General features: G+C 62.3%; 20 protein-coding genes. 5 read left to right on the top strand and 15 right to left on the bottom strand.

Annotated elements, in window-relative coordinates:
* Window positions 1–180 precede the first annotated feature (180 nt).
* Window positions 181–1587, top strand: a complete 1407-nt coding sequence (locus BA011_RS32695) for an FAD/NAD(P)-binding protein (protein ID WP_065283931.1) — start codon at window positions 181–183, stop codon at window positions 1585–1587.
* A 72-nt stretch (window positions 1588–1659) separates the two neighbouring features.
* Window positions 1660–3588, top strand: coding sequence for a hybrid sensor histidine kinase/response regulator (locus BA011_RS32690; RefSeq protein ID WP_065283930.1), 1929 nt, complete (start codon window positions 1660–1662; stop codon window positions 3586–3588).
* Between the two features lie 16 nt (window positions 3589–3604).
* Here BA011_RS32690 and BA011_RS32685 read toward each other — a convergent pair whose 3' ends face one another.
* The 5 genes from BA011_RS32685 to cyoA are packed head-to-tail and all read right to left on the bottom strand — an operon-like array spanning window position 3605 to window position 8635.
* Window positions 3605–4384 (bottom strand): SURF1 family protein, encoded by a 780-nt coding sequence (locus BA011_RS32685; RefSeq protein ID WP_065283929.1) that lies wholly within the window; start codon window positions 4382–4384, stop codon window positions 3605–3607.
* Window positions 4381–4782, bottom strand: a complete 402-nt coding sequence (gene cyoD, locus BA011_RS32680) for a cytochrome o ubiquinol oxidase subunit IV (RefSeq protein ID WP_065283928.1) — start codon at window positions 4780–4782, stop codon at window positions 4381–4383. The genes BA011_RS32685 and cyoD overlap by 4 nt, the downstream gene beginning before the upstream one ends.
* Window positions 4779–5399, bottom strand: a complete 621-nt coding sequence (cyoC, locus tag BA011_RS32675; protein ID WP_003548370.1) for a cytochrome o ubiquinol oxidase subunit III — start codon at window positions 5397–5399, stop codon at window positions 4779–4781. Before cyoC ends, cyoD begins: the two co-directional genes overlap by 4 nt.
* 5 nt (window positions 5400–5404) lie before the next feature.
* The gene (cyoB, locus tag BA011_RS32670; protein WP_065283927.1) at window positions 5405–7408 is read right to left on the bottom strand and encodes a cytochrome o ubiquinol oxidase subunit I; all 2004 of its coding nucleotides are present in this window, start codon (window positions 7406–7408) and stop codon (window positions 5405–5407) included.
* Between the two features lie 42 nt (window positions 7409–7450).
* Entirely contained in the window at window positions 7451–8635 is a 1185-nt protein-coding gene (gene cyoA / locus BA011_RS32665) for a ubiquinol oxidase subunit II (RefSeq protein WP_151343699.1), read from the bottom strand.
* A gap of 377 nt (window positions 8636–9012) precedes the next feature.
* On the opposite strand from cyoA, the gene BA011_RS32660 reads away from it, so the two are divergent.
* From BA011_RS32660 to BA011_RS32650, 3 genes are all read left to right on the top strand, one after another.
* On the top strand, window positions 9013–10344 hold the full coding sequence (locus BA011_RS32660) for an MFS transporter (RefSeq protein WP_065283926.1): 1332 nt from the start codon (window positions 9013–9015) through the stop codon (window positions 10342–10344).
* Window positions 10345–10474: 130 nt separating this feature from the next.
* Window positions 10475–10933, top strand: a complete 459-nt coding sequence (locus BA011_RS32655; RefSeq protein ID WP_065283925.1) for a hypothetical protein — start codon at window positions 10475–10477, stop codon at window positions 10931–10933.
* Complete coding sequence (locus tag BA011_RS32650; RefSeq protein WP_065283924.1) at window positions 10930–11220, top strand: type II toxin-antitoxin system RelE/ParE family toxin; 291 nt, start codon at window positions 10930–10932, stop codon at window positions 11218–11220. Before BA011_RS32655 ends, BA011_RS32650 begins: the two co-directional genes overlap by 4 nt.
* 7 nt (window positions 11221–11227) lie before the next feature.
* On the opposite strand, the gene BA011_RS32645 is transcribed toward BA011_RS32650, so the two are convergent.
* The 10 genes from BA011_RS32645 to BA011_RS32600 form a co-directional block, all read right to left on the bottom strand.
* Complete coding sequence (locus BA011_RS32645; RefSeq protein WP_065283923.1) at window positions 11228–11695, bottom strand: cyclic nucleotide-binding domain-containing protein; 468 nt, start codon at window positions 11693–11695, stop codon at window positions 11228–11230.
* Between the two features lie 101 nt (window positions 11696–11796).
* The gene (locus tag BA011_RS32640) at window positions 11797–14511 is read right to left on the bottom strand and encodes an ABC transporter transmembrane domain-containing protein (protein ID WP_065283922.1); all 2715 of its coding nucleotides are present in this window, start codon (window positions 14509–14511) and stop codon (window positions 11797–11799) included.
* Window positions 14512–14693: 182 nt separating this feature from the next.
* Window positions 14694–15839, bottom strand: a complete 1146-nt coding sequence (locus BA011_RS32635) for a glycosyltransferase family protein (protein ID WP_065284167.1) — start codon at window positions 15837–15839, stop codon at window positions 14694–14696.
* Window positions 15836–17083 (bottom strand): glycosyltransferase, encoded by a 1248-nt coding sequence (locus BA011_RS32630; protein ID WP_065283921.1) that lies wholly within the window; start codon window positions 17081–17083, stop codon window positions 15836–15838. The genes BA011_RS32635 and BA011_RS32630 overlap by 4 nt, the downstream gene beginning before the upstream one ends.
* A gap of 9 nt (window positions 17084–17092) precedes the next feature.
* Window positions 17093–18301: a glycosyltransferase family protein gene (locus tag BA011_RS32625; RefSeq protein ID WP_065283920.1), complete on the bottom strand. Its 1209-nt coding sequence runs from the start codon at window positions 18299–18301 to the stop codon at window positions 17093–17095.
* A 96-nt stretch (window positions 18302–18397) separates the two neighbouring features.
* A complete protein-coding gene (locus BA011_RS32620) occupies window positions 18398–19570 on the bottom strand; it encodes an ABC transporter permease (RefSeq protein WP_065283919.1) in 1173 nt (390 codons plus the stop codon).
* Window positions 19570–20568: an ABC transporter permease gene (locus BA011_RS32615; RefSeq protein WP_065283918.1), complete on the bottom strand. Its 999-nt coding sequence runs from the start codon at window positions 20566–20568 to the stop codon at window positions 19570–19572. Before BA011_RS32615 ends, BA011_RS32620 begins: the two co-directional genes overlap by 1 nt.
* A gap of 3 nt (window positions 20569–20571) precedes the next feature.
* Window positions 20572–22479, bottom strand: a complete 1908-nt coding sequence (locus tag BA011_RS32610) for an ABC transporter substrate-binding protein (RefSeq protein WP_065283917.1) — start codon at window positions 22477–22479, stop codon at window positions 20572–20574.
* Window positions 22479–24368 carry an ABC transporter ATP-binding protein gene (locus BA011_RS32605; protein WP_065283916.1) on the bottom strand — a complete coding sequence of 630 codons (1890 nt, stop codon included), beginning with the start codon at window positions 24366–24368 and terminating at the stop codon, window positions 22479–22481. The genes BA011_RS32610 and BA011_RS32605 overlap by 1 nt, the downstream gene beginning before the upstream one ends.
* A gap of 154 nt (window positions 24369–24522) precedes the next feature.
* The gene (locus BA011_RS32600) at window positions 24523–25866 is read right to left on the bottom strand and encodes an adenylate/guanylate cyclase domain-containing protein (RefSeq protein WP_065283915.1); all 1344 of its coding nucleotides are present in this window, start codon (window positions 25864–25866) and stop codon (window positions 24523–24525) included.
* Between the last annotated feature and the right edge of the window lie 152 nt (window positions 25867–26018).

The raw sequence follows: 26018 nt of genomic DNA, 5'->3' as shown, positions 1-26018 counted from the left end.
GATAGACTATGGACGAGCGTGATTGCTCCCTTAGTTCTCTTGCGGGACCGCTGGTTCGGACCCGATGCCGCGGCAGGTGTTTTGAATGGCCGCATGACCCTCATCAACGCGTGAACCGCTGTTTTATGCGTTGAAACCTCGATCGACCCATGGTGCGGATGAAGCCGCAAAGGAGTTGCGATGACGGTTCAGGGACTTTTTTCCGCGAGAGCCAATGCCGCGGCGCAGATATCAGCCGTGCCGCGCATTGCGATCGTCGGGCGCGGTTTTTCCGGCATGATGACGGCCATCGCGCTGATGAAGACGGTGCGCACGCCCTTCCACCTGCAGCTGTTCGATCCGAATTCGTCGGTCAGTGGCGGGCAGGCGCTGGCCTCGGCCCACTCCTCGACGATCCTCAACACCCGCGTCCGCGATCTCTCGGTCTCGGTCGGCGACAACGACGATTTCAACGATTGGCTCTGCAGCAACGCCGCCTTCCGCGCCGCCGTACCGGCCGCCATTCCCGGATTCCGGCAGATCTTCGTGCCGAAGGAGATCTTCAGCGATTATGTCTACCAGCGCTTTTCGGAAGCACTCGCCGCGCGCAGGGACATCACGGTCCAGGTCTGCAACGATCCTGTTGTGGCGATCCGCAGGAGCCACGGCAACCGCTTCCTGCTCGAAAGCGCCAATCCCGCCAATCCGCTGTTCGATACCGTCATCCTCGCCACTGGCTACGGCCTGACGGTGCCGGATGCCGGCGGTGAGGAGGCTTCCCCGGTCAGGGCCCAGCGCCTCGTCGCGCGGCCGCATGCGGTGCTGCTCGGCAGCGGCATCCGCGTCGTCGACCAGCTGCTGCAGCTACGCGATTCCGGTTACGCGGGCCAGGTGACGATCATTTCAAGGCGCGGCTTCCTGCCCCAGAGTCATACGCCGAATTCCGCCGATCCGGTGTTCCCGGCCGAAACGCTGCCGCAGAGCCTGCCGGAGATCGTGCGCTTTATCCGTGAAGCCTGCCGCGAGGCGGAGGAAGCAGGGCGAAGCTGGCAATCGGTGATGAACGGCCTCAGAAAACATGCCCGCTCGCTTTGGCGCTCGCTGCCGGCCCGCGACAAGCATCAGTTCAACCGCCACCTCAGAGCAATCTACGACAGCCATCGCAACCGCCTGCCGGAGGCCATGCACCTGCGGCTGAAACGCGAGCTCGCCGAAGGCCGTACGGTGCTGCGCCGTGGTCGGGCTGGCCGCCGGGGCTTGAGCGGCCTGTTCTTCACGCCGGCCGGTTCCGCTGCCGAGGAGATCATCCATGCCGAGCGCATCATCGATTGCCGCTGTCAGGCGCCTGATCTTTCAGCGCCGCTGATGCAGAGCCTGCTTTCCGCCGGGCTTGCCATGCCGGACGAGCTCTCGCTTGGCCTGGCGGTCAATGCGCGCGGCGAGCCCTTCCTAGAGGACGGTTCGACGGTCGCCGGGCTCTTTGCCGTTGGCCCGCTCGGCCTCGGCAGCCTGCCCGATATCGATCTCGTGCCGGAGATCGTCTCGCAGGCCTATGCCGCTGCTGAGCGTGTCGGCGAGAGGTTCTACCCGCAGGTCAAGGCCGTCTGAAAATTTGAGGCTGTTTCTCGGAACCATCCATCCGCCGCGGCGTTATAAAGCGCTGGTGACTCAGAGGGGCCGATGGAAGCGTTGAATCGACATGATACGTCTCTTGACGAAGAGGGACGCTTTCGCCTTCTGGTCGATGCCATCACCGACTACGCCATCTATATGCTGAGCCCCGAAGGCATCGTCACCAGCTGGAATACCGGCGCCCAGCGCTTCAAGGGTTACAAGCCTTCCGAAATTCTTGGCGAGCATTTTTCCCGTTTCTATCTGGAAGAGGATCGCGCCGCGGGAGTGCCGGTGCGCGCGCTGGCCACGGCGGAGAAGCATGGCCGGTTTGAGGGAGAAGGCTGGCGCCGCCGCAAGGATGGCAGCCGCTTCTGGGCGCATGTGATCATCGATCCGATCCGCCGACCCTCCGGCGAGCTTATCGGCTATGCCAAGATCACCCGCGACCTGACCGAACGCAGGGCGGCCGAAAAGGCGATCCGCCAGAGCGAGGAACAGTTCCGCCGGCTCGTCCAGGGCGTCTCGGATTATGCGATCTACATGCTCGATCCCGAAGGCAATGTCAGCAGTTGGAATTTTGGCGCCGAGCGTATCAAGGGCTATCGGCCGCAAGAAATCATCGGCAGGCATTTCTCGACCTTCTATACCCCCGAGGACCGCGAAGCCGGCGTGCCGCAGATGGCGCTCGGCATTGCGCGCGCCGAGGGCCGGTTCGAGAGGGAAGGCTGGCGCGTCCGCAAGGACGGCACCCGTTTCTGGGCCAGCGTCGTCATCGACGTCATCCGCGACGACGAAGGCGATGTGCTCGGTTTCGCGAAGATCACCCGCGATATCACCGAGAAGATGGAGACCCAGCGGGCACTGGAGCAGGCTCGCGAAGAACTCTTCCAGTCGCAGAAGATGGAGGCGATCGGTCAATTGACCGGTGGCATCGCCCATGATTTCAACAATCTGCTGATGGCTGTGCTCGGCAGTCTCGAAATTCTCAAGAAACGCATGCCGCAGGATCTCTCGCTGACATCACTGGTCGATAATGCCATGCAGGGCGCCCAGCGTGGCGCCGCCTTGACGCAGCGCATGCTAGCGTTTTCCCGCCGGCAAGAACTGCATATGGAGCCGATCGACGTCTCCGGCCTGGTCCGCGGCATGATGGATATGCTGAGCCGTTCGCTCGGCCCGCTCACCGTGATCGAGACCTCTTTCCCCATCAGGCTGCCGACGATCCTGACCGATCCGAACCAGCTGGAGATGGCAATCCTGAACCTCGTCGTCAACGCCCGCGACGCCATGCCATCAGGCGGCCGGATCATGCTTCGCGCATCCGAAGAGTCGCTGCCATCAGGCAAGGGTCCGCTGTCGCCCGGCCGCTATGTCCGCATCGCGGTGATCGACGAAGGCGAGGGCATGGATGCCAAGACGCTGGAGCAGGCAGTCACGCCGTTCTTCACCACCAAGGGTGTCGGCAAGGGCACCGGTCTCGGCCTTTCCATGGTGCAGGGCCTTGCGTCCCAGTCCGGCGGCCGCCTTATGATGAAGAGCAGCCTCGGCGAAGGCACGACGGCCGAATTGTGGTTTCCGGTCGCGATGATGGAACAGGTGACCGGCGCGACTGCCGACCGACCGCAGCAGGAGGAAAATGCGCCGCGCCGGCTGCGCATCGTCGCTGTCGATGACGATGGTCTGGTCCTGATGAATACGACGCTGATGCTGGAGGATCTCGGCCATACCGTGTTCGAGGCGATGGCGGGTCCCGAGGCGCTCGACATCCTGCGCAAACAACAGGTCGACCTGGTAATCTGCGACCATGCCATGCCGCGCATGACGGGCGCGCAGCTCGCCGAGGCGATCCGCAGCGAATGGCCTGAGATGCCGATCATCCTCGCAACCGGTTACGCCGAGATCCCCGAAGGCACCGGCATCGCCAATCTGCCCCGTCTCGGCAAGCCGTTCTCGCAGGCGCAGCTCGCCGAGGCGATCAGCCGCGTCGCGTCATAAGCGGATCACTGCTGCATTATGCAGCAGCCTTCTCACCGCGAAGAACGAAGACCAGCAATGCCAGCACCATCGCCGCCAGCCCGTACCAGGTGATTGCGTAGAGGAGATGGTTGTTGGGGAAATCGATGACGGTCAGGCCGCCGACAGGCAGGCCTCCGGGGTTGGCAGTGGCATCGGCATCGATGAAATAGGGCGCGGCCGCACTGACGCCGCGCTTTTGCGTGATTGCTGCGACATCGCGCGAATACCAGCGGTCGGCCGCGACGTCATTGGATTGCAGCAGCGATCCCTTCGGCTCCGTCATCCGCATCAGCCCGGTGATCGCGACCGGGCCGGATCGTTGCTCCTCGCGGCGCGAGGCCGGATCGCGCCTGTCGGTCGGCACGAAGCCGCGATTGATGAGGATTGATGTACCGTCGGCAAGAGTCAGCGGCGCCATCACCCAGTAACCCGGACCGAGTGCGGTCGAGGCATAGACCAGCGTTTCCTTGTCGTTCGCCAGCACCCCCACTGCGGTTACCCGCCGATATTCGTCATCGGTGGCATTGACCTTGTTCCAGTCGGCGAGTGTCGGGGCCGGCATGGGTGCCGCGTGCACACGCTGGTCGACGCGGGCAATGAGGTCGCGTTTCCAGGTCAGACGCTGCACCTGCCAGGTGCCGAGTGCCGCGAGTGCCGCGGCAAGCAGCATCAGGCAAATGGCGAAGATCGCGCGTTTTACCCGATGACGCCGTCTTTCCGATTTTTCCGAGGGAGCCTGCGGGTGACGCTGCCGCCGCCTCTTCGTGACCGTCACGGCATGTTCTTCATCATCTCGGGGCTCATCGGCATCATGTTGGTGTTGAGATGATGCATGACCCAGAGCGAACCGGAGAGCGCGATGGCGACGATGATGAGGGTGAAGATCAGCGCCATGATCGTCCAGCCGCCCTCGCTCCTGGTATTCATGTGCAGGAAGAACACCATATGGACGACGATCTGGATCGCCCCGAGGCCCATCACCAGCACCGCCGTCAGCGCCGGGCTGGCGAAGACGCCGGCCATGACAAGCCAGAAGGGAATGGCAGTCAGGATGACGGAAAGCACGAAGCCCGTCATGTAGCTGCGGAACGTGCCATGGCCGGCCTGATGGCCGTGGCTGTGGCCGTGATGAGCCTCGTGGGCATCCTCATGGGCAGGTGCTTGCGAACTCATCCGAGAACTCCCAACAGATAGACGAAGGAAAAGACGCCGATCCAGACGACGTCGAGGAAGTGCCAGAACATCGAAAGGCACATCAGGCGGCGGCGGTTGGCCTCGATCAGCCCGTGCATCGACACCTGCACCATCAGGGTGATCAGCCAGATGATGCCGAAGGTGACGTGCAGGCCGTGGGTGCCGACCAGGGTGAAGAAGGAGGAGAGGAAGGCGCTGCGCGTCGGCCCGGCGCCTTCGTGGATCAGGTGGACGAACTCGTAGAGTTCGAGCCCGATGAAGGCTGCGCCGAACAAGCCGGTCACACCAAGCCAGAACAGCGTTTCCGCCTTTGCGTTCCGCTCCATCTGCAGCATCGCGAAGCCGTAGGTGATCGAGGAGAACAGCAGCATCGAGGTGTTGAGGGCAACGATCGGCAGATCGAAGAGATCGGCGGGCGAGGGGCCTGCGGCATAATTGCGGCCGAGCACGCCGTGCGTCGCAAACAGCACCGCGAAGATCAGGCAGTCGCTCATCAGGTAGAGCCAGAAGCCGAGATTGGTGCTGTTCTCAGGATGATGGTCTTCCGTCAGGTAGAATTCAGGCTTTTCGGCCGTATCGATAGTCTGATCGCTCATGGTCATCACACCTGCTCGGCAAGCAACGCGGTGCGCTTGCCTTCCGTTTCGGTCACCTCTTCGGCGGGGATGTGGAAATCACGTCTGTAGTTGAAGGTATGGCCGATCGCGACGACCAGCATGGCGACGAAGGAGACGACCACCAGCCACCACATGTACCAGATCAGGCCGAAGGCGAGGGCGACGCTGATGGCCGACAGGATTGCGCCGGTGCCGGTGTTCTTCGGCATATGAATCGGCCGGAAACCTTCCAGCGGACGTGCATAACCGCGGTTCTTCATGTCGTACCAGCTGTCATGATCGTGCACCACCGGCGTGAAGGCGAAGTTGTACTCCGGCGGCGGCGAAGAGGTCGACCATTCCAGCGTGCGGCCGTCCCAGGGATCGCCGCTATCGTCGCGCAATTCCTCGCGTTTCATGAAGCTGACGACGATCTGGATCAGGAAGGCGGCAATGCCAAGCGCGATCAGGCCGACGCCAAAGGCGGCGATGATGAACCAGATCTGCAGTGACGGATCCTCGAACTGGCTCATACGGCGGGTGACACCCATCAGGCCGAGCACGTAGAGCGGCATGAAGGCGAACCAGAAGCCGATTTGCCAGAACCAGAAGCTCATCTTGCCCCAGAAGGCATCGAGCTTGAAGCCGAAGGCTTTCGGGAACCAGTAGTTCACGCCGGCGAACATGCCGAAGAGAACGCCGCCGATGATGACGTTGTGGAAGTGGGCGATGAGGAACAGCGAATTATGCAGCACGAAGTCGGCCGGCGGCACGGCAAGCATGACGCCGGTCATGCCGCCGATGACGAAGGTCACCATGAAGCCAACCGTCCACAGCATCGGCACCTCAAAGCGGATGCGGCCGCGATACATGGTGAAGAGCCAGTTGAAAATCTTTGCCCCGGTCGGGATCGAGATGATCATCGTGGTGATGCCGAAGAAGGAATTGACGCTGGCGCCCGAGCCCATCGTGAAGAAGTGGTGCAGCCAGACGATGTAGGAGAGAATCATGATCACGCAGGTCGCGTAGACCATGGAGGCGTAGCCGAAGAGGCGTTTGCCGGAGAAGGTGGCGACGACTTCCGAGAAGATGCCGAAGGCCGGCAGCACGAGGATGTAGACCTCCGGATGACCCCAGATCCAGATGAGGTTGATGTACATCATCGGATTGCCGCCGAGGTCGTTGGTAAAGAAGTTCGTGCCCGCATAGCGGTCGAGCGACAATAGGGCGAGCGTTGCCGTCAGGATCGGGAAGGAGGCGACGATTAGCACGTTGGTGCAAAGCGCCGTCCAGGTGAAGACCGGCATCTTCATGAAGGTCATGCCCGGCGCACGCATCTTGACGATGGTGGCGATCAGGTTGATGCCCGAAAGCGTCGTTCCGACACCGGCCACCTGCAGGCCCCAGATATAATAATCGACGCCGACGCCCGGACTGTAGGCTGCGCCCGACAGCGGCGGGTAGGCGAGCCAGCCGGTCTGGGCGAATTCGCCGATGAACAGCGACAGCATGATGATGATCGCGCCGGCGGTGGTCATCCAGAAAGAGAAATTGTTGAGGAAGGGGAAGGAGACGTCACGCGCGCCGATCTGCAGCGGCACCACGAAGTTCATCAGACCGGTGACGAAGGGCATCGCCACGAAGAAGATCATGATGACGCCGTGGGCGGTGAAGACCTGGTCGTAATGGTGCGGCGGCAGATAGCCCTCCGAGCCGTTGAAGGCGATCGCCTGCTGGACGCGCATCATGATCGCGTCGGAGAAGCCGCGCAGCAGCATGATGACGGCGAGGATCACATACATGATGCCGATCTTCTTGTGATCGACGCTGCAGATCCAGTCGCGCCAGAGCGGACCCCAGAATTTGAAATAGGTGATGATGCCGAGCACAGCGAGACCGCCGATGACGACGCCGATGAAGGTCACGACCAGGATCGGCTCGTGATAGGGGATGGCATCGAGGGTCAACCGGCCGAAGACGAACTTCAGGAGGTCAGGATTGGAAAACATGGAACAACCCGTTCATTATGTCTTGCGACGCAAAGCGCCAGGTTAATTGTTGTTGTTGAGCTGCGCCGGCGCCGGATCGGCGCCGTTGTCCGTGCCGGGCATGGAATGACCCTCATGCTGCATGTCCATTCCGGGCGTGCTAGGCATGCCGGGCATGTCGTGCTGCATGTTGTTGCCGTCGGTCCGCTCGGCAGGCTCGCTGCGTGCCGGAGCCCCGGTCGCCGGCACGGTGGCGGCGGGCGCCACGATGCCTTCGTCGGCATGACGGTTGTCGTATTGCAGCTTCTCGCGGTTCTCGGCACTTTCCTTGCCGCCGCCGCCCATCATGTCGATGTGCATCATCTCGTTCATGCACATCTTGCCCGGAGCGGCGCACATGTTGAGGATGGCGTTGTAAAGGTCAGCATCGGCTCCGGCATAATAACGCACCGGTTCCTTCTCGCTCGGCTTCTCGAGCTTCAGATAGGCGTCGCGGCTGAGCATCGTGCCCTGCTGCTTGACCTGCGCCACCCAGGCGTCAAAGCCCACTTGGTCGAGGCCGTGGAACTTGAAGCGCATGTGCGAGAAGCCGCTTCCGCTGTAATTGGCGGAGAAGCCCTCATATTCGCCTTGCCTGTTGATGACGGCGTGCAGCTTCGTCTCCATGCCGGGCATCGCATAGATCTGGCCGGCCAGGGCGGGGATGTAGAACGAGTTCATCACCGAAGAGGCAGTGATCTTGAAATTGATCGGCATGTCGACCGGGGCAGCGAGTTCGTTGACGGTGGCAATGCCGAGTTCGGGATAGAAGAACAGCCACTTCCAGTCGAGCGCCACGACCTCAACGATCAGCGGCTTGGTATCGGCCGGAATGGCGCGCTCCGCATCGAGGCGGTCGAGCGGGCGGTAGGGATCGAGCTTATGGGTGGAAATCCAGGTCACGGCGCCGAGCGCGATGATGATCGCAAGCGGCGCTGCCCAGATCACGATTTCGAGGCGGGTCGAATGGTGCCATTCCGGCGCGTAAGTTGCAGCCGTATTGGAGCGGCGGTAGCGCCAGGCGAAGAACAGCGTCAGGAAGATCACCGGGATGATGATCAAAAGCATCAGCACCGTCGAGATGACGATGAGATCGCGCTGTTGCGCGGCGATGTCGCCGGAGGGCGCCATGACCACCATGTTGCATCCTGCCAGGAAAAGCAGCGGCAAGACGGATAGAAGGCGGGAAAACTTCACGAGTTTTAGCACGTCTCTAAGCTCTTGTTGTTTCGTTCGTTCCGCGACTAACGCACTGAACCTGATAGCGACATGAGGTGTTTGGTCGCAGTGCAGCAATGATGCCGCACTGCGGCACAAATCATGGTGCACTACAGCTTTGGAATCCTGATGCAATCAAGAAGGATTCTTTCGCCAGCGCATGTTTCAAATCAATATATCCGCAAGAGCCGGCCAAGCCAGCGTCCCCGGGAAAAATCGCGGTCCGGTCGCGCTGTTTTTTCGTCCACGCCTCATTTTGAGCCGCCATGATGAACTATTTACGTCTTACGGACTTGATAAGCCTGCAGGTTTGATCAAGATCAGGTTGAGGCGCCTTGCCGAAAGCGCCTCAACGAGGGAGGCGTTTCATGGCTACAACATCGCATTACGGGCCGTCATCGTCGTCGCTGGAACGCGACGCGCGGCGCATTCACGACGACAAGCCGGTTTCGCCGGGCAGCATCGCCATCGGCGTGGTGATCGGCCGCATGTCGGAATTTTTCGATTTCTTCGTCTATGGCCTCGCCTCGGTTCTGGTCTTTCCACAGCTGATTTTTCCTTTCGCTCCGGACAGGCTGACGGGCACGCTCTATTCCTTCGCCATCTTCTCGCTTGCCTTCCTGGCTCGCCCCGTCGGCTCCGTCGTCTTCATGACGATCGATCGGCTGTACGGCCGTGGCACCAAGCTGACGATCGCGCTCTTCCTGCTTGGCGGCTCCACGGCCTCGATCGCCTTCCTGCCGGGTTACAACGAGATCGGCGTCTGGTCGATCGCGTTGCTGGCGCTCTTCCGCCTCGGCCAGGGCTTCGCGCTCGGCGGCGCCTGGGACGGCCTTGCCTCGCTGCTCGCGCTCAACGCGCCGGCCAAGCACCGCGGCTGGTATGCGATGATCCCGCAGCTCGGTGCGCCAATCGGTTTTGCGCTGGCCAGCACCCTGTTCGGTTATTTTGTCGCCAATCTTTCCAGTGAGGATTTCCTCTCCTGGGGTTGGCGTTATCCCTTCTTCGTCGCCTTCGCGATCAACGTCGTAGCGCTGTTTGCGCGTTTGCGGCTCGTGATGACCAAGGAATTCGGCACGCTGCTGGAGCAGCATGAGCTGGAAGCAGCTCCCATTCTCGACGTGCTGCGCGTTCACGGCCGCGACATTCTGATCGGCGCTTTCGTGCCGCTCGCAAGCTTCGCCATGTTCCACCTCGTCACCATTTTCCCGCTCGGCTGGATGAGCCTTTACGGCAACCAGCCGATCGGCACCTTCATGGTGGTGCAGGTGGTCGGCGCCATGGTCGGCATCATCACCATCATCGCGTCGGGCCTGATTGCCGACCGCATCGGCCGGCGCGCCCAGCTTGCCATCTGCGCCGTCATCATCGCCGTCTTCAGCTTCATCGGGCCGAGCCTGATCGCATCCGGCAACAGCGGCCATGACGCTTTCGTCATCATCGGCTTCGGCGTGCTCGGCCTTTCCTTCGGCCAGGCGACGGGATCGATCTCGTCCCGCTTCGGCCGCGGCTACCGCTACACGGGTGCGGCCTTCACCTCGGATCTGGCCTGGTTGATCGGCGCGGGTTTTGCGCCGCTGGTGGCGCTCAGCCTCTCCAGCCGCTTCGGCCTGACCTTCGTCGGTTACTACCTGCTTTCCGGCGCCATCTGCACCCTTGCAGCACTCGCCTTCAGCAGGGCGCTGGAGCAGCGCGAATAGACGCAGTCGAACAAATGGCCTGCATGGGAACCATGCAGGCTTTCGTTTGTAGCTGCGCAGTTCCAATTATTGAATGCGTTGCAATCTATAATTAAATGCATATCCTGGTCGGCCTGAACGAGGATACGCCATGACCGCAGAAACCATCGATCACGCGACCCTTTCCCGTCTGGTCGAGGCGGGCGCCGTACATGGTGCCCTCGTCGTCGGCAAGACCGGCGGCTGGTCCGTCGTCATCCGATACGGCAAGGCCGAGCGCCCGCTTGTGGCCCAACGCAGCCGGCAGGTGCGTGTGTTCAAGCGCATGGATACCTTGGTTTCTTATCTCAAGGATGTCGGCATCTCGCAGTTCGATGTCGATGCGGCCGATTACGTTTCCGAGACGGCATCGCGGCCGGATCGAGCCGCAGCTCTGCGTCGTACCCATGAGGCGGCGGGATACGACAAGTGGTTCCGCGAACAGGTCGAGGAAGCGATCCGGGAGGCCGATGATCCCAATACCGTCTGGATTCCTCACGAGGTCGTTGAGGAGGAGATGGCGCGCGAGCGTGCCGAATTGCTTGCCTTGCTTAAGAATGAGGGCAAGTGAGGATCATCTGGACTGAGACGGCCCGTAGGGCCAGGCAGCAGGCGACCGCATATATTGCAGCGCAAAACCGTGTGGCTGCCCTGGATGTTCTGGACGAAGTTTCGCGACAAACGATCCTGTTGCGGGATCATCCGGAAATGGGACGAAAAGGGCGAAGGCAGGGAACGCGCGAATTCATCATCTCTCGAACGCCGTTCCTTGTCGTCTATCGCTATCTGCCGAAGAGCGAGACGATCGAAATACTGCATTTCCTACATGGTGCCCAGCAATGGCCGCCGAAACGCTGAATGCGTTTTACTGCGCCATTTGCGGCTGCTTCGCCGCGCGGGCCGCGGTCAGCTCCGCCGTGGTGTGGTTCAGGCGGTCGGCCAGCACCCGCATGATTTCCACGGCCATTTCGGGGAAATCGCTGAGCAGCTTCAGGAAGTGCTCCTTGCTGATGCGTAGCACTTCGAGCGGCGAGGTGGCGCGCACCGTTGCCGTGCGCGAGACATCGCAGAGGATGGCGATTTCGCCGACGATGGAATTGGGTTCGACGTCGGCGACCTTGATCTCGCCGGCCGGCGAAGCGACGACGATATCGGCGGTGCCAGAGAGGATGACATAGGCAGCATCACCGACGTCGCCCTGATGGAAGAGGTCCTGTCCTGCCTTGTAGGTCATACGATCGGAGGTAAAGGCCAAAAGCTTGAGCTTTGCTGGCGCGATCCTTGAAAAGATCGGCACCCTTCGCAGCATTTCAACTTCGTCTCTCAACAGCATGAGCGTTTCAATCCCCTGACGCAGGGTCCGCGGGACCAAGCGTCTTCAAAACTCTGAGGCGCCCCGTCGGGAACGCCCATTATCGCCGCCCCTATAGAATATTACGATAACAGTTCCTTGAACATCCCGTTTTTCTCGGAAAGTTCCGGATAGTTCCCGGCTTCCGCCAATCCGCCGCGGTCAAAGAGCAGGATGCGGTCGAACATCTCGGCCTGCCGGGCGTTGGAGAGCACCCAGATGATCGCCGGCCGATGGCCTTCTTCGTGCAGGCCCTCGATGATGTTGCGGGTGATTTGATCTTGAACGCGCTGGTCGAGCGCCGACAGCGGCCGGTTGAAGATGAAATAGTCCGAGCGCTTCAACAGCGCGCGGGCCAGGTTCAGCTTCTGGCGCTGCACCATGGTCAGGCGCTTGCCACCGGAGCCGACATCGAATTCGAGGCCGATCGACAGCACGTCGTCATAAAGGTCGAGCGCATCGAAGAGTTCGCCCATGATGCCGCGGATGCGGTCGGAAGCGTCGGCCTGCTGATAGGCGATACGGCCGAAGAGCACATTGTCCATCAGGCTTGCCGACGGAGTGAAACGCTCGGCGTCGTAGCGCTCGATCAGCTCGGCGAGATCGGCTGGAATATGCTCGTGGAACTGCTTGCGGGCGCTGACGATCTTGTCCATGAGCTCGTTCGGCAGCAGGCCGAAGCGATGGCGCGGCTCGATATAGGCAAAACTCAGCCGGATGATGGCCGAACGTTCTTCCGGCGTGGCGTCCTCGAAGCGGCGGCTTTGCAGCTTCTGCAGCAGCGCCTGGTAGGTCGGAATGTCGTCGGCCGTCATGAAGGTCAGCTGCTGGAAGAATGGATGGTCCGGCGGCAGGTCGTGGAAGAGTTCCACCGCGTTTTCGGCGATCTCGAGGCCCATGGCGTAGAGATCGCTGCTGAGGCCGGTCTCACGGAAGAGCTGCTGGAAATAGGGATGCGCGGCAAGCCTGCGGTTGGTCATCAACGGCCGCTTCATCGTGCCGAAGAGCAGGTTCTCGCCGACCGTCGCCTGGGCGTTATAGGCATCGAAATCGAAAGGCACGACGATCGTGTCGAGCCCCTCGTCACGCAGCCGGTCCCTGAGCGAGGCGCGTAGCGCCACGACGTGGTCGCCGAGCGCCACATGCACGTCGGTGTTGACGGTCGAGCGCAGCGCCAGATCGAGGATGTCCTGCGAGATCAGGACGGCGTCGAGCACTGGGCGGATCGCTTTCAGAATGTCCTCGGGCCCGCTGGCGCCGGCGGCCTTGTAGTCCACCCAGTCGCTGTTGAGGTCGAGCGTCGGATTGCCGGCCTTCTCCGCCTCGGCGGAATGCCATTTATACTCCAGCGCTTCGCGCTCGTCGTAAACCGGATCGGTCATCGGCGCATGTTTCAGGCCGTAGAGCAGATTGCTGGCGAGCGTGCCGTGGAAGAAGAAGGTGTCGGACGAGGCATAGGAGATCCGCCGGCCGGTGATCGATTCCGGCATGTCGAGGAGATCGCGGCCGTCGATGGTGATGCGGCCGGAGTCTGGCCAGACCATGCGGCCGAGCGCTTCGGCGAAGGCTTCCGCGCCGCTGCCGTTCGGCCCGACGATCGCCACCGTCTCGTTCGGCTTGATCTCGACGGAGACATGGTCGACGAGGCGGGCGCCGCTGTCGTCGGAGAGCGACAGGTTGGTGACGACGAACGCGCCCGTCAGCGCGCCGACCGGGGCGGTTGCGAGTTCCTGGATGCGGCTGTCGATCAGCGGCTCGACGTTGAACTGCTCATAGACCTGCTGGTATTTCACCTGCACGTCCTGGCGCATCTGGTCCCAGTCGATCAGTTCCTTCAGCGGGCCGGGCAAGTCCTTGTAGGCTGATATGACGGCGACGAGCTGGCCGATGTCGAGCCGGCCCTGCAGCGCCAGGTAGCCGCCGATCGCGTAAAACAGGAACGGCGTGACCTGAGCGAGGAAGTTGTTGATGAACTTCACCAGGAATTTCCACTGGTAAAGGTCGTAGCGGATCGAGAAAATCCGGCCGAGCCGCGAGGCGATGTCGGCGCGTTCGAGGTTCGACGTGTCGTTGCCGTGGATCGTGCCGATGCCCTCGACGATTTCGCCGACGCGGCCGGAGAGTTCGCGCGCCGTCAGCTGCCGCTGGCGGCCGAGTTCCAGCAGGCGCTTGCGCATGCGGGGAATGACGACCGCCTGAACGCCGACGATGCCGGCAGCGATCATGCCAAGCCAGAAATTCTGGACGATGATGAAGACGAGCGCCGTGATCGCCTGGCCGCCGAGAAGGGCAGGGGAGACGAAGGCGTCGCCGGTGAAGCCGCCCATCGGCTCCACCTCGTCCTTGATCATGGTGGCGATTTCGGCCGATTTCACCCGCTTGAAGTGAATGGGCGGGAAGCGCAGCACCCGGTCGATCAGCTCGAAGCGGATACGACGCAGCATGCGCTCGCCGAGCCGGCCCTTATAGGTGTTGATGTAGAACTTGAAGAGGCCGTTCAGCACCACCAGCGCCAGAAACACCAGGCTGAGGGCCATCAGCATCTGGAAGCGGTTGAGCTGCAACCCTTGAAAGAATTCGACATGGCCGATCAGCGGCAGGTCGTAGGCAATATGCATGAAGGTCTGCGTTGCGCCCGGACCTTCAAAGCCGTCACCTTGGATCGGTCCGTTGACGATCTGCTTCGGCAGGTCGAAGGACAGGAAGTAGGGCACCATCGATGCGGCGACGACAGCCAGAATCCACAGCTGCTGCAGCCGCGTGTTCTTCCAGATGTAGCGGGCGAGGCTTTTTTCCATGGCTAACCGTCAGCTTGCTGGGAAATTCCGGGGGCGCGATCCGGGCGCCGGGACGGGAAGGAATTTTGAGAACAGGATCATGCAGCCGGACCGCCGATATCGCAATGAAAACAAGGCGAAGCGACCGGCTGCAAAAATGCCGATTCTCGCCGGAACATTGCTTATATCACAGGAATTTTGGATTAGGCGAGGGATTCGGCAATCATGGAGCGAATGATGCCGGCGGTTTTCTCCGCCCCGTCGAGGTCGAGCAAGACCGGCCCCCGGCGCGGCGCGGCGAGCGCCTTTTCGACCGCCTCTTTCACATGGCCCGACGTCAGTCCGTTTTCCGGCAGGATATCGGCGAGGCCGAGCGCCTGCAGCCGTTCGGCGCGCACAGTCTGCTCGGTCTCGCCGCCGGCGACGAAGGGGATGAGGATCGCCCGGCATTCGGTGCGCAGCAGGTCGCCGACCGTATTGTAGCCTGCCTGCGAGATCGAGACTTTCGCACCGCGCAGCAGCGAGGGAAAATCCTTGCGGAAGCGCACCAGCGTCACATTCGGGGCCGCGTCCTCAGCCAGCGCGGCGAAATCAGCCTCCGGCAGGTTCGGGCCGGCGACCAGCAGCCAGCGAAGATTGTCCGGCAGCAACGTTGCCGCCTCTTTCGCCGCGCCGATCAGCGCGGCGCCGACCGCGCCGCCGCCCGCCGATGCGATGATGTCGAATGTCTCGGTCGGTTCCGGCGCCGGCGGGGCTGCGACGAGGCCGGTATAGCGCAGCCTGTCGGCGATCTCGGGTGTCAGCGGGAAGGTGTCCTCGAGCCTCACGAAACCGGGATCGCCGTGGACGAGCACGGCATCGAAATGGTCCTTGACCAGCGTGACGGTCTCCGCGTCGCGGCCGGCCTTGCGGTTTTCCTGCAGGATGTCGCGCACCGAGCTCAAAAGTTTCGGCCGCGGTTCGGCCTTTTCGATCGCCTCGAGCAGCGGCAGCAGTTCGAAGCGCATCTGTCGCCGGCCGAAGGGGAAGGCTTCGATGATGACGACATCCGGCCTTGCGGCATGGAAGGCGTCGAGCAGCAGCAGGCGGCGGGCATGGAGGAAATCCTCGCCGGCTGGCCGGCCATCGGCATTGGCGAGGCCGGAGAAACCGGCATTGCTGGCGACGACCGCCGGCAGGGCCACGGTCTTCACGCCCTCGCCCGGAAAGCCCGGCACCGGCAGGCCGCCGGTTACGACAGTGACGTCAAAACCGTCCGTCACCAAGGCATTGGCGATGCGGCTGGCGCGGGCTATGTGGCCGATGCCGAGCAGATGCTGGACATAGAAGAAAATACGCGGTGTCGTCATGACGCCTTCTGCCATTCGGCCTCGAACAGGCCGGTGAGCTGTCTGATGCTGGAGTGATAGTCGAAATATTCGCGCACCTGGTTTTCGGCGGCATCGCCGAGGCGCTTGCGCAGCGCCGGGTCGCGGATCGCCGCTTCCAGCGCTCCGGCCAGCAGTGCCGGGTCCTCCGGCGGCACGACGAGGCCGTTTTGACCGTTCTTCAGGAGCTCCGGCACGCCGGATACGTCGGTCGAAAGACAGACGAGCCGCTGGCTGGAGGCTTCGACCAGGACGTTCGGCAAGCCGTCGCGGTCGCCGTTGGCGGCGATGCGGCAGGCAAGCGCGAAGAGGTCGGCGCGGCGGTAATGATCGAGCACATCTTCCTGCGCCATGGCGCCCTTCCAGACGATGCGGCCGGAAATGCCGAGTTCGGTCGCCAGCGCCTTCAGTTTCGCAAGCTCCTCGCCGCCGCCGATATGGTCCATGCGCCAGTGAAGGTCGGCGGGCAACAGCGCCAGCGCGCGCAGCAGCACGTCGTAGCCCTTCTTCTCGACGGCGCGGCCGACGCTGAGGATGAAGGCCGGATCGTCGGGGTCGCTGCCGGTCCGGTTCGAACGCTCGCCGGCAAAGTGACCGAAACGGGCGAGATCGAGACCGTGGTAACTCAGGTGCACGGCCTCCCTGCGTGATGTCAGCGTCCGCATATGGTCGTAGCCCGTCCTCGTGCAGGTGACGGTCCAGCGGGCGCTGCCGAGCTTTTCGTTCAGGTCCCAGTCTGGCGACGTCCATATGTCCTTGGCATGCGCCGAACAGGTCCAGGGCGTGCCCGTGAGGATGCTCGCATATTCCGTCACCGAGGCCGGCGTGTGGATGAAATGGGCATGCAGCCATTCGCCCTCGTCCGGCCATTCGCGCCCCAGCACCAGTGCCTGGCCGAGACGCCGGAAGCGGTTGCGGGAGATGTCGCGCTTGAGGTCGGCGAGGAAGCGTTTCATCAGCGCCTTGAAGCCGGGTTTGGAGAAACCGGCCATGAGGCCCTTCAGCACGCGGATCGGCTCCTCGTGCAGATATTCCGGCAGATAGACGACGCGCGCCCGGATCTCGTCATGCACGGGATGGCGCTTCTTGTCGGTCGGCCGGCGCATCGAAATCAGCGTCAGGTCGAAGCCGGCCTTTTCGAGGCCGAGCAGCTCCTGGGCGATGAAGGTTTCCGAAAGGCGGGGATAGCCTTTCAGCACGACGAGGATCTTGCGGCGTGGCGGCAAGGCTGTGCCCTATTCCGCGCCGACGAGGGAAAGGTGGCTGCCGCGGCCGTCGATCCACCGGCCGACGGTCTGCGAGATATGGTCCAGTCCTTCGAGACGCATATTGCCGCCGCTCTTCGACGGTGGCTGGCGGGAGGGCAGGCGCTTCAGCGCCTCGGCCATGACTGTGGGGTCGACCGACTGTTCGGGCAGCAGCATGTCGACGAGGCCGAGTTCGCTTGCCCGCTGGGCGCGCAGCAGCTGTTCCTCGCGCGGCTTGACACGCGGCACGATGAGGGCCGGTTTGTCGAAGGAGAGGATCTCGCAATAGGTGTTGTAGCCACCCATGGCGACGACGCCGGTGGCGCTGTCGATCAGCTCTTCCATGTGGTTGTCGAACTCGATCACCTCGATATAGGGGATGGCTTCCCCCTTCTGCACCAGCTTGGCGCGCTCGGCGGCCGGCATATAGGGCCCGAGCACGACGAGCGCCTTCTGCGTCAGCGTCGGATCGGCCTCGTAGGCATTCATGACGTCGTGGACGAGATCGGAGCCGTCACCGCCGCCGCCTGTGGTGACGAGGATGTAATTGTCCTTGCGGGCGTTGATCGAGGTCTTGCCCCTGGAGACGCTGCGCTGCAGGAAGCCGACGAAATCCATCTTCCGGCGCAGGCTGGCCGGCACGTCGAGGCCGATCAGCGGATCGTAGAAATCCGGCGGACCATAGACCCAGACACTGTCGTAATATTGGTCGATCTTCTGCATGATGCTGTTCTTCTTCCACTCGGCCTCGAGCAGATGCGGCGCGTCCATGATCTCGCGCAGGCCGAGCACCAGAACGGTGCCGCGGGCCTTGAGATAGGCGAGCGTATCCTCGACCTCGCCCTTCAGTCCCATCGGTTCCTTGTCGACGATGAAGATATCGGGCTGGAAGGTCTCGGCCGTGTGGCGAATGCTCGATTCGCGCATCTTCAGCGTCTCGTGCAGGTCGATATGGCTGGCGAGCGAGGTATATTCGCCGTTGCGGAGCTTGATGACGCTCGGGATCTTCACGAAGTCGACACGGGCGCGGTAGTCGAAGGCGCCGGCGATCGTGGCACCCGAAATGATCAGAATATTGAGGCCGCGATAATCCTCGACCAGCGCATGGGCGATGGCGCGGCAGCGGCGCAGATGGCCGAGACCGAAAGTATCGTGGCTGTACATGAGGATGCGCGCATCTTCGAGACGTCTGGACATGGGCATCCCTTCTGGGCTCAGCAACATAGTTAGTACCCCCACCGTCCGGAGGCCAAGAGGTGGGGGCGGTGCCGTGATGGGCCGCCGCGTGTCCTGCTATTTGTAGGGATCTGCCGCATCACGCAAGCCGTCTCCCAGAAAGTTGAACGCCAAAATGACGAGAACAACAGGAATGATCGGATAGAGTAGCCATGGATAGAAGGCGATGACGCTGACGCTTTTTGCCTCGGTCAGCAGAATGCCCCAGCTGGTGATCGGCGGACGAAGCCCGAGGCCGAGGAAGGAGAGCGCGGTCTCGCCAAGGATCATGCCGGGAATTGAAATCGTCGCCGAAGCAATGAGATGCGACATGAAGCCCGGCACCAGATGCCGGCCGATGATGCGCGGCGTACTGGCGCCCATCAGCTGTGCGGCCTGGACATAATCCTCCTCGCGCAGCGCCAGGAGTTTGGAGCGCACGGCACGCGCGAGCCCCGTCCAGTCGATGATGCCGAGGATGACGGTGATGCCGAAATAGATGACGATCGGGCTCCACGTCACCGGCATGATGGCGGCCAGCGCCATCCACAGCGGCAGGCTCGGCAGCGATTGCAGCACTTCGATCAGGCGCTGGACGATGAGATCGAAAATGCCGCCGCGATAACCGGCAAGGCCGCCGATGACGATGCCGAGCACGAAGCTGATCGAAATGCCGATCAAACCGATCGTCAGCGATATCCGCGCGCCGTAGAGGATGCGCGAAAGCACGTCGCGGCCGAGCCGGTCGGTGCCGAGCAGGAACATCTGGCCGCCGATCGCAGGGCAGACGAGATGATAGTTCGACGTGACAAGGCCCCAGAATTTGTAGGCATCGCCGCGGCAGAAGAAACGGATCGGCTGCACGTCGTTCGGCCTGTCGGTATAGACGCGGCGCAGCGTGTCGATATCGAGCGCCATGCTGCGGCCGTAGACGAAGGGACCGACGAAACTGCCCTTGTCGAAGAAGTGGACGCGCTGCGGCGGCGCATGGATGAAATCGACATTGCGCGTGTGCAGGCCGTAGGGCGCCAGGAACTCGATGATCAGGATCATCAGGTAGACGACGGCGAGAAAGATGCCGGAGATCAAGGCCAGCCTGTGCTGCTTGAACTTCCACCACATCAGCTGCTTCTGCGAGGCGAGATGGATGCGCGATTGCGCCGCCGTCAAGTTTTCGGTCGCCTGGGGATCGAAGGGAGCGGTCGAGACGTAGTGCGGCAGCGGCGCGCCGGGTGCGGGAAGGGGCGACATTATTTGGTGCTCCTGCCTTGCAGACGGATACGGGGATCGAGGAAGCCGAGGGCGATGTCGGAGATCAGTACGCCGATGACGTTGAGGAAGGCCAGGAACATCAGGAAGGAGCCGGCGAGATACATGTCCTGGCTCTGCAGCGCCTTGATCAGCATCGGCCCGGTCGTTTCCAGCGACAGGACGATCGCCACGATTTCGGCGCCCGAAATGATCGACGGCAGGATCGAGCCGATATCGGCGACGAAGAAATTGAGCGCCATGCGCAGCGGATATTTGACCAAGGCCCGCATCGGATGCAGGCCCTTGGCCCGCGCGGTCGTCACATATTGCTTCTGCATCTCGTCGAGAAGATTGGCGCGCAGCCGCCGGATCATGCCGGCCGTCCCGGCCGTGCCGACGATGATGACGGGGATCCAAAGATGGCCGAGGATCGACTTCGCCTTTTCCCAGCTCATCGGCGCGTTGAGATATTGCTGGTCCATCAGATGGCCGATCGACAGACCGAACCAGACATTGGCGAAATACATCAGGATCAGCGCCAGCATGAAGTTCGGAATGGCGATGCCGAGCAGGCCGAGGAAGGTCAGCCCGTAATCACTCCAGCTGTACTGGTGCGTCGCCGAATAGATGCCGATCGGAAAGGCGATCAGCCAGGTGAGCAGGATCGTCGTGAAGGAGACGAGCATCGTCAGCCACAGGCGATCGCCGACCACGTCCGAAACCGGCAGCTGGTATTCGAAGGAATAGCCGAAATCGCCGTGCAGCATGCCGCCGACCCAGTAGAAATAGCGCACGATCTCCGGCTTGTCGAAGCCGTATTGCTGGCGCATCTCCTCGATTTCCTGAAGGTTGGCGGTCTCGCCGGAGGCGCGCAGCTCGGCAATCTGGCTCTCGAAGAAGTCGCCCGGCGGCAGCTCGATGATGGTGAAGACCAGCGCCGAAATGACGAAGAGCGTCGGCACCATGGCGGCGATGCGCCAGAGAATGTATCTGAGCACGCCTCAGGCCTCCTTGTACCAGAATGCATCCGGCATATAGACGCCGAGATAGGAGGTGGGGTCGAAGCCGTAGAGCGCTCTGTCCGGCAGGTTCTGCAGCTTGGCGGCGCGAAGGATCGGCTGCGGCGTGCTGTTGATGAGGCCGATCGAGAAGACCTGCTGCGTATAGATCGACAGCATCCTGTGCCAGATGACCTGGCGTTCCTCGAACTTCGCCGTCGAGCCCCATTGGCTGAGCAGGTTGACCAGCTCGGCTGCCTCCGGCAGGTCGGGCGCCGCACCTTCCTGGCCGGCGGACAGGTAATGCATGCCCCAGAGCGGCCATTGCAGCTGATCGTCGAGTGTGGGCGCAAGGCCGGCCGGCGACATGTCGGCCGTCGGCACGCCATTGTCGAGGCCGTACCAGATCGACATCATGATCGAACCGCTCATAGCGCGATTGCGGAAGACATCGCGCTGCGAGGTCCGGGTATAGAGCGCCAGGCCGATATTGGCCCAGTGATCTCGCACCAGTTCCAGCACGTCGGTGTCCAGATTGCTCTCGCCGGCGGTCTCGACGGTGATCTCGGCGCGACGCCCGTCCGGCAGCAGCCGAATGCCGTCGTCGCCGCGTTTGGTCAAGCCGAGTTCGTCGAGGAGGCGGTTGGCCTCGTCGGGATCGAACTTCACGAAGGCATCGGCATATTCCTGCTTGAAGAGCGGGCTATCGGGCAGGACGGTATCGGCGCTCGGCGTTCCCAGTCCGTAAAAAGCGACCATGTTGATTTCGTGCCGGTTTATCGCCAACGACAGCGCCCGGCGCAGGCGCACGTCGCGGAACAGGCCGCGCCACACCTCGTCGGCACAGTTGAGGTTCGGCAGCAGCGTGATGCGCGAGCCGCGCGCCAGCTTCCAGAGATTGACCTTCACCGGGAAGCGCTTCTCGGCCTCCTTCAGGAAAGTGTAGTCGTTGAAATCGATGCCGGTCGCCTGCAGGTCGGCTTCGCCGGCCCCGGCCTTGGCGGCGATGATCGACGAGGAGGAGACGTTGAGGACGAAACGGTCGAGATAGGGAAGCTGCCTGCCGGTCTCGTCGACGCGGTGGAAGAACGGGTTGCGCTCGAAGACGAATTGCTCGGCCGGCAGTGGCGTCGTGTTGCGCCAGGGATCGAGGGTCGGCAGGTTCGGATTCTCAGGACGGTACGAGCGCGCCATCTTGATGTGCAGGTCCTGCCACTTCTTGACGCGGCTGGCCTTCATCATCTGTTCCATCTTCGCTTCGTCGGACTGAAATTTCTTGTGGAACTGCTTCAGGTAATGCGCCGGCCCGACGATGACGAGGGGCAAGGGCCCCGCCAGGGTCGGCAGGAACATCGGGTTGGGCTTTTCCCAGGTGTAGCGCACCGTCAGCGGATCGAGCATCTCGAAGCGCGGCAGGCTGCCATGCGGACGAAGCTCCAGCGCGCCGCCGCCCGGCGTCAGCTTCTCGTTCAGGATGACGTCTTCCCACCAATAGCGGAAATCGTCGGCCGTGAACGGCTGGCCGTCTGACCATTTATGACCTTCGCGTAGCGTGAAAGTGAAGACCCTCTCGTCCTCGGCGTGGAAATCGGCCAGAATATCCGGCTGGAACTGCAGGTGCTTGTCATACCCGACCAGGCGGGCATAGCCGTAAATCGTCATGAACCGGATGTCGCGCTGGCCGCCGATGATGGTGCGCACCGTGCCGCCATAGGTGCCGGGCTGCAGCCCCATCTCCTTCAGGTTGACGATGCGTGGGCGAGCGGGAATGCGCTCGGCCATCGGCGGCAGGCTGCCTGATGCCAACCGCTCCTTGAGGAATTCCGGTTCGCCGTCCTGTTCGGCACGAAGCATCGCGGGCGCGATCGCCGCGCCGACGAGGCCGCCCAGAAAAATGCGACGCGTCACCATCAGCGCAACTCCCTGGCATCGGCGCCTTTGCGGGCGCGCACCAGATGGCCGTCGCCGAGGTCGGCATAGGCAAGTTCGGAAGCGTCGTCATGCTCGGCGGTGAAGGTCGCGCCCCAGTTCTGCTTGTCGGCGGCGCCGTTTTCCCTGAGCGCCTTGAAATCGAGCGGCCGGTCGAGATCGGGGAAGGGGACGGCGGCGAGCAGCGATTTCGTATAGGGGTGCACCGGATCGCGCAGGATGATCTCGCGCGGCGCAATCTCGACGATCCGGCCCTTGCACATCACTGCGATGCGGTCGGCCATGTAATCGACGACGGCGAGATTGTGCGAAATGAAGAGATAGGTAAGCCCCAGTTCCTTCTGCAGGTCCTTCAACAGGTTGAGGATCTGCGCCTGCACGGAGACGTCAAGCGCCGAGACCGGCTCGTCGAGGATGACGAGCTTCGGGCCGAGCGCGAGAGCCCGCGCGATACCGATGCGCTGGCGCTGGCCGCCCGAAAAACTGTGCGGGTAACGGCTGAGATAACGCTTGTCGAGACCGATTGCCGCCATCAGCCCTTCGACCTTGCGCTTGCGCTCGTCACTGTCGCCGCGGTCATGGATCTCGAGTGGTTCACTCAGGATGTTGCGCACCGTCATGCGTGGCGAGAGCGAGGAGACCGGGTCCTGGAACACCATCTGGATCTTGGTCCGCATGTCCTGCAGTTCTGAGCCTTTGACGGAGAGGACGTCGACGACCTCCTTGCCGTCATTGAACACCACCGCGCCGCTGTCCGGCGTGATGGCGCGCATCAGGATCTTGCTGAGCGTCGTCTTGCCGCAGCCGGACTCGCCCACCAGGCCGAGACATTCGCCGCGGCGGATGTCGAAGCTGACGTCGTCGACGGCGCGCAGGACGGTGGCTTCGTGCTTGCCGAAGAAACTGCGCTTGCGCGTCTTGTAGGTCTTCGAGAGATTGGCGACGGAAAGCAGGACGCCCGGCGCCTCTGCCTGGAGCGGCTTCTTCTTGCCGACCAGGGACTCGAGATTGACCGTTACCTCGCGCAACGCTTTCAGCCGCTCGCCGGGTTTCATGTCGAAATGCGGAACGGCGGCCATCAGGCCCTTGAGATAGGGATGCTGCGGATTGCGGAAGATATCCTCGACCGGCCCGGCCTCCATGATCTCGCCGTGATAGATGACGACCACCTCGTCGGCCATGTTGGCGACGATGCCGAGATCGTGGGTGATAAGCAGCATCGCCATGCCGAGCTTCGCCTGCAACTCGCGAAGCAGTTCCAGGATCTGCGCCTGGATCGTCACGTCGAGCGCCGTCGTCGGCTCATCGGCGATCAACAGCGCCGGCTTGCAGATCAGCGCCATGGCGATCATCGCGCGCTGCCGCATGCCGCCGGACAGTTCGAACGGATACATGTCGTAGGTGCGATGTGGATTGGAGAAGCCGACCAGGCCGAGCATCTCCTCGGTCTTTTCACGGGCTTCCTGCTTGTCGGCGTCGGTATGGATCAGCAGCACTTCGCTGATCTGATTGCCGATCGTGTGCAGCGGCGAGAGCGAGGTCATCGGCTCCTGGAAGATCGTCGCCATGCGCCGGCCGCGCAGGTCGCGCATTTCCTCGCTGTCGCGCGGAAAGGAGAGGATATCGGTTGTGCTGCCGTCGAGCGGATCGGTGAAAAGGATGCTGCCGGAGGCCTTGGCAGGATTGGGCAGGATGCCCATGATCGACTGGCTGATCACCGATTTTCCGGAGCCGGATTCACCGACGAGAGCGGTGACCTTGCCCGGAAGAATGCGAAGATTGGCTTGTTTTACGACGCGTAGCCGGTCACCGAAAACCGAGAAGGAGACGTCGAGATTTTCAATACGCAACAGATCCGCTGCAGACGCCATACCAATGAAATTCCCCAGTCTTCTATGTTCCCGTTAAGGCACACTATCGTACCGCAAACGGGGTGTCTAGCTGATGACAATCATAGATAAACCAGCATGTCCCGCCGAAGTTCCCCGGGCGAGACGCGCAGATTATGACAGGGGTTGCACGCGCTTACTGGATGAACTTCTCCATGCTGGTGCGCTCGACATGTTTCTTTGCATCGCGATGCAGGAGAATGACCTGCTCGGCTTCTGAAAGTCCGTTCTGCACGGCCTCGCGGAAGCTCTCGTCGACATTGATCGCCGGCGCCGGCGCGCGCGGCTGCAGCACGGTCACCTTCTGGCGGATGCCGCGCAGCTTCTCCTCGCCGAGCGTCGTCCATTCGCCGCCGCAATAGCCGGCGAAGGCCTGGCTGGCGACGACCTCGCGGCCGTATTTCTTGGTCAGGATCTGCAGACGTTGGACCTCGTTGACCGCCGAGCCGAAGGCGGAGAAGGTCAGGCGGTCCTTGAGACCGACATTGCCGAACATGACGTTGCCGACGTGCAGGCCGATGCCGTAGCCGACCCTGGTCAGGCCCTTCTGCTCGCGGTCCCTGTTGAGCTCGGCGACCCGCGCCTGCGCTTGGTGCACGGCCGAAAGCGCCGCCTCGCAGGCAATTTTCGATGGATCCTTGTGGCGTCCGCAAGGATAGACTGCGAGGAAGCCGTCGCCGAGGAAACTCAGGATCTCGCCGCCGTTGCGGTTGAAGGGGGCGGCGATCGCGTCGAAGAACTGGTTCAGCGTGTCGATATAGGCCTGCCGGCCTTCCTTTTCGGCATACATGGTGGATTCGCGCATGTCGCCCATGACCAGCGCCGCGCGGATCGTCTCACCGTCGCCGCGGCGGATTTGGCCGTTCAGCACCCGCTTGCCGGCGTCGCCGCCGAGATAGGTGGTCAGCATGTTGTTGGCGAGCTTGCCGAGTACCGCCATCTTGGCGGCGACCGCCAGATGGTTCTGCATCCTGAGCAGCGCATCGATCATGTCGTCGGAAAAGCCGGTGTTGTGGTCCGTCGACCAGGAACCCATCATGCCCTGCACCGAGCCGTCGCCGAAGGGCTGCACGAAGGCCAGGTAATCGGTGATGCTGTCCTTGCGCAGATCCTCGAAAATCGGAAATTCGTTCGGCCCATCCTGCATCAGCCGGCGACGGATGTGCTGCAGATTGTTGTCGAGCAGGTAATAATAGGGGCTCTGCAGGAAGCGGTCCGGCTTTTGCCCGGCGGGCATGCGGAAGCCCTCGATGGTGACGCCGCTGGCGCGCCGCCATGTGAAGCTGAGGGCATCGTAGAGCGGATGCAGCATCGAGAAAGAAAGATGCACGCGCGCAAGCGGCAGGCCTGCAGCCGTTAGCCTTTCGCAGAAACCGCGGACGATGTTTTCAAGCTCGTCTCCGGCCAACGAAGAGTTCGTCAGCCATTCAGCGACCCGGTCCAACAGGATGGAGGACACGCTGGATTCGATCGTGCTCATTCTCGGTATGATCCTCATAAGGCACGCCATCCCCAAGAGCCAAAAGTCCCTCGGCCGGCACATTTACATGCGCAGGTCACAAGGAAATCAGGATGTACGAGCGGTATTATTGTGTCAACGATCTGCCGAAAGCCCGGCAGCGGCGCCCCTCA

Origin of the sequence: Rhizobium leguminosarum (assembly GCF_001679785.1) — a bacterium.
In the GTDB taxonomy this organism is placed as follows: domain Bacteria; phylum Pseudomonadota; class Alphaproteobacteria; order Rhizobiales; family Rhizobiaceae; genus Rhizobium; species Rhizobium leguminosarum_R.
This window is presented reverse-complemented; position numbering and strand designations above follow the sequence as displayed.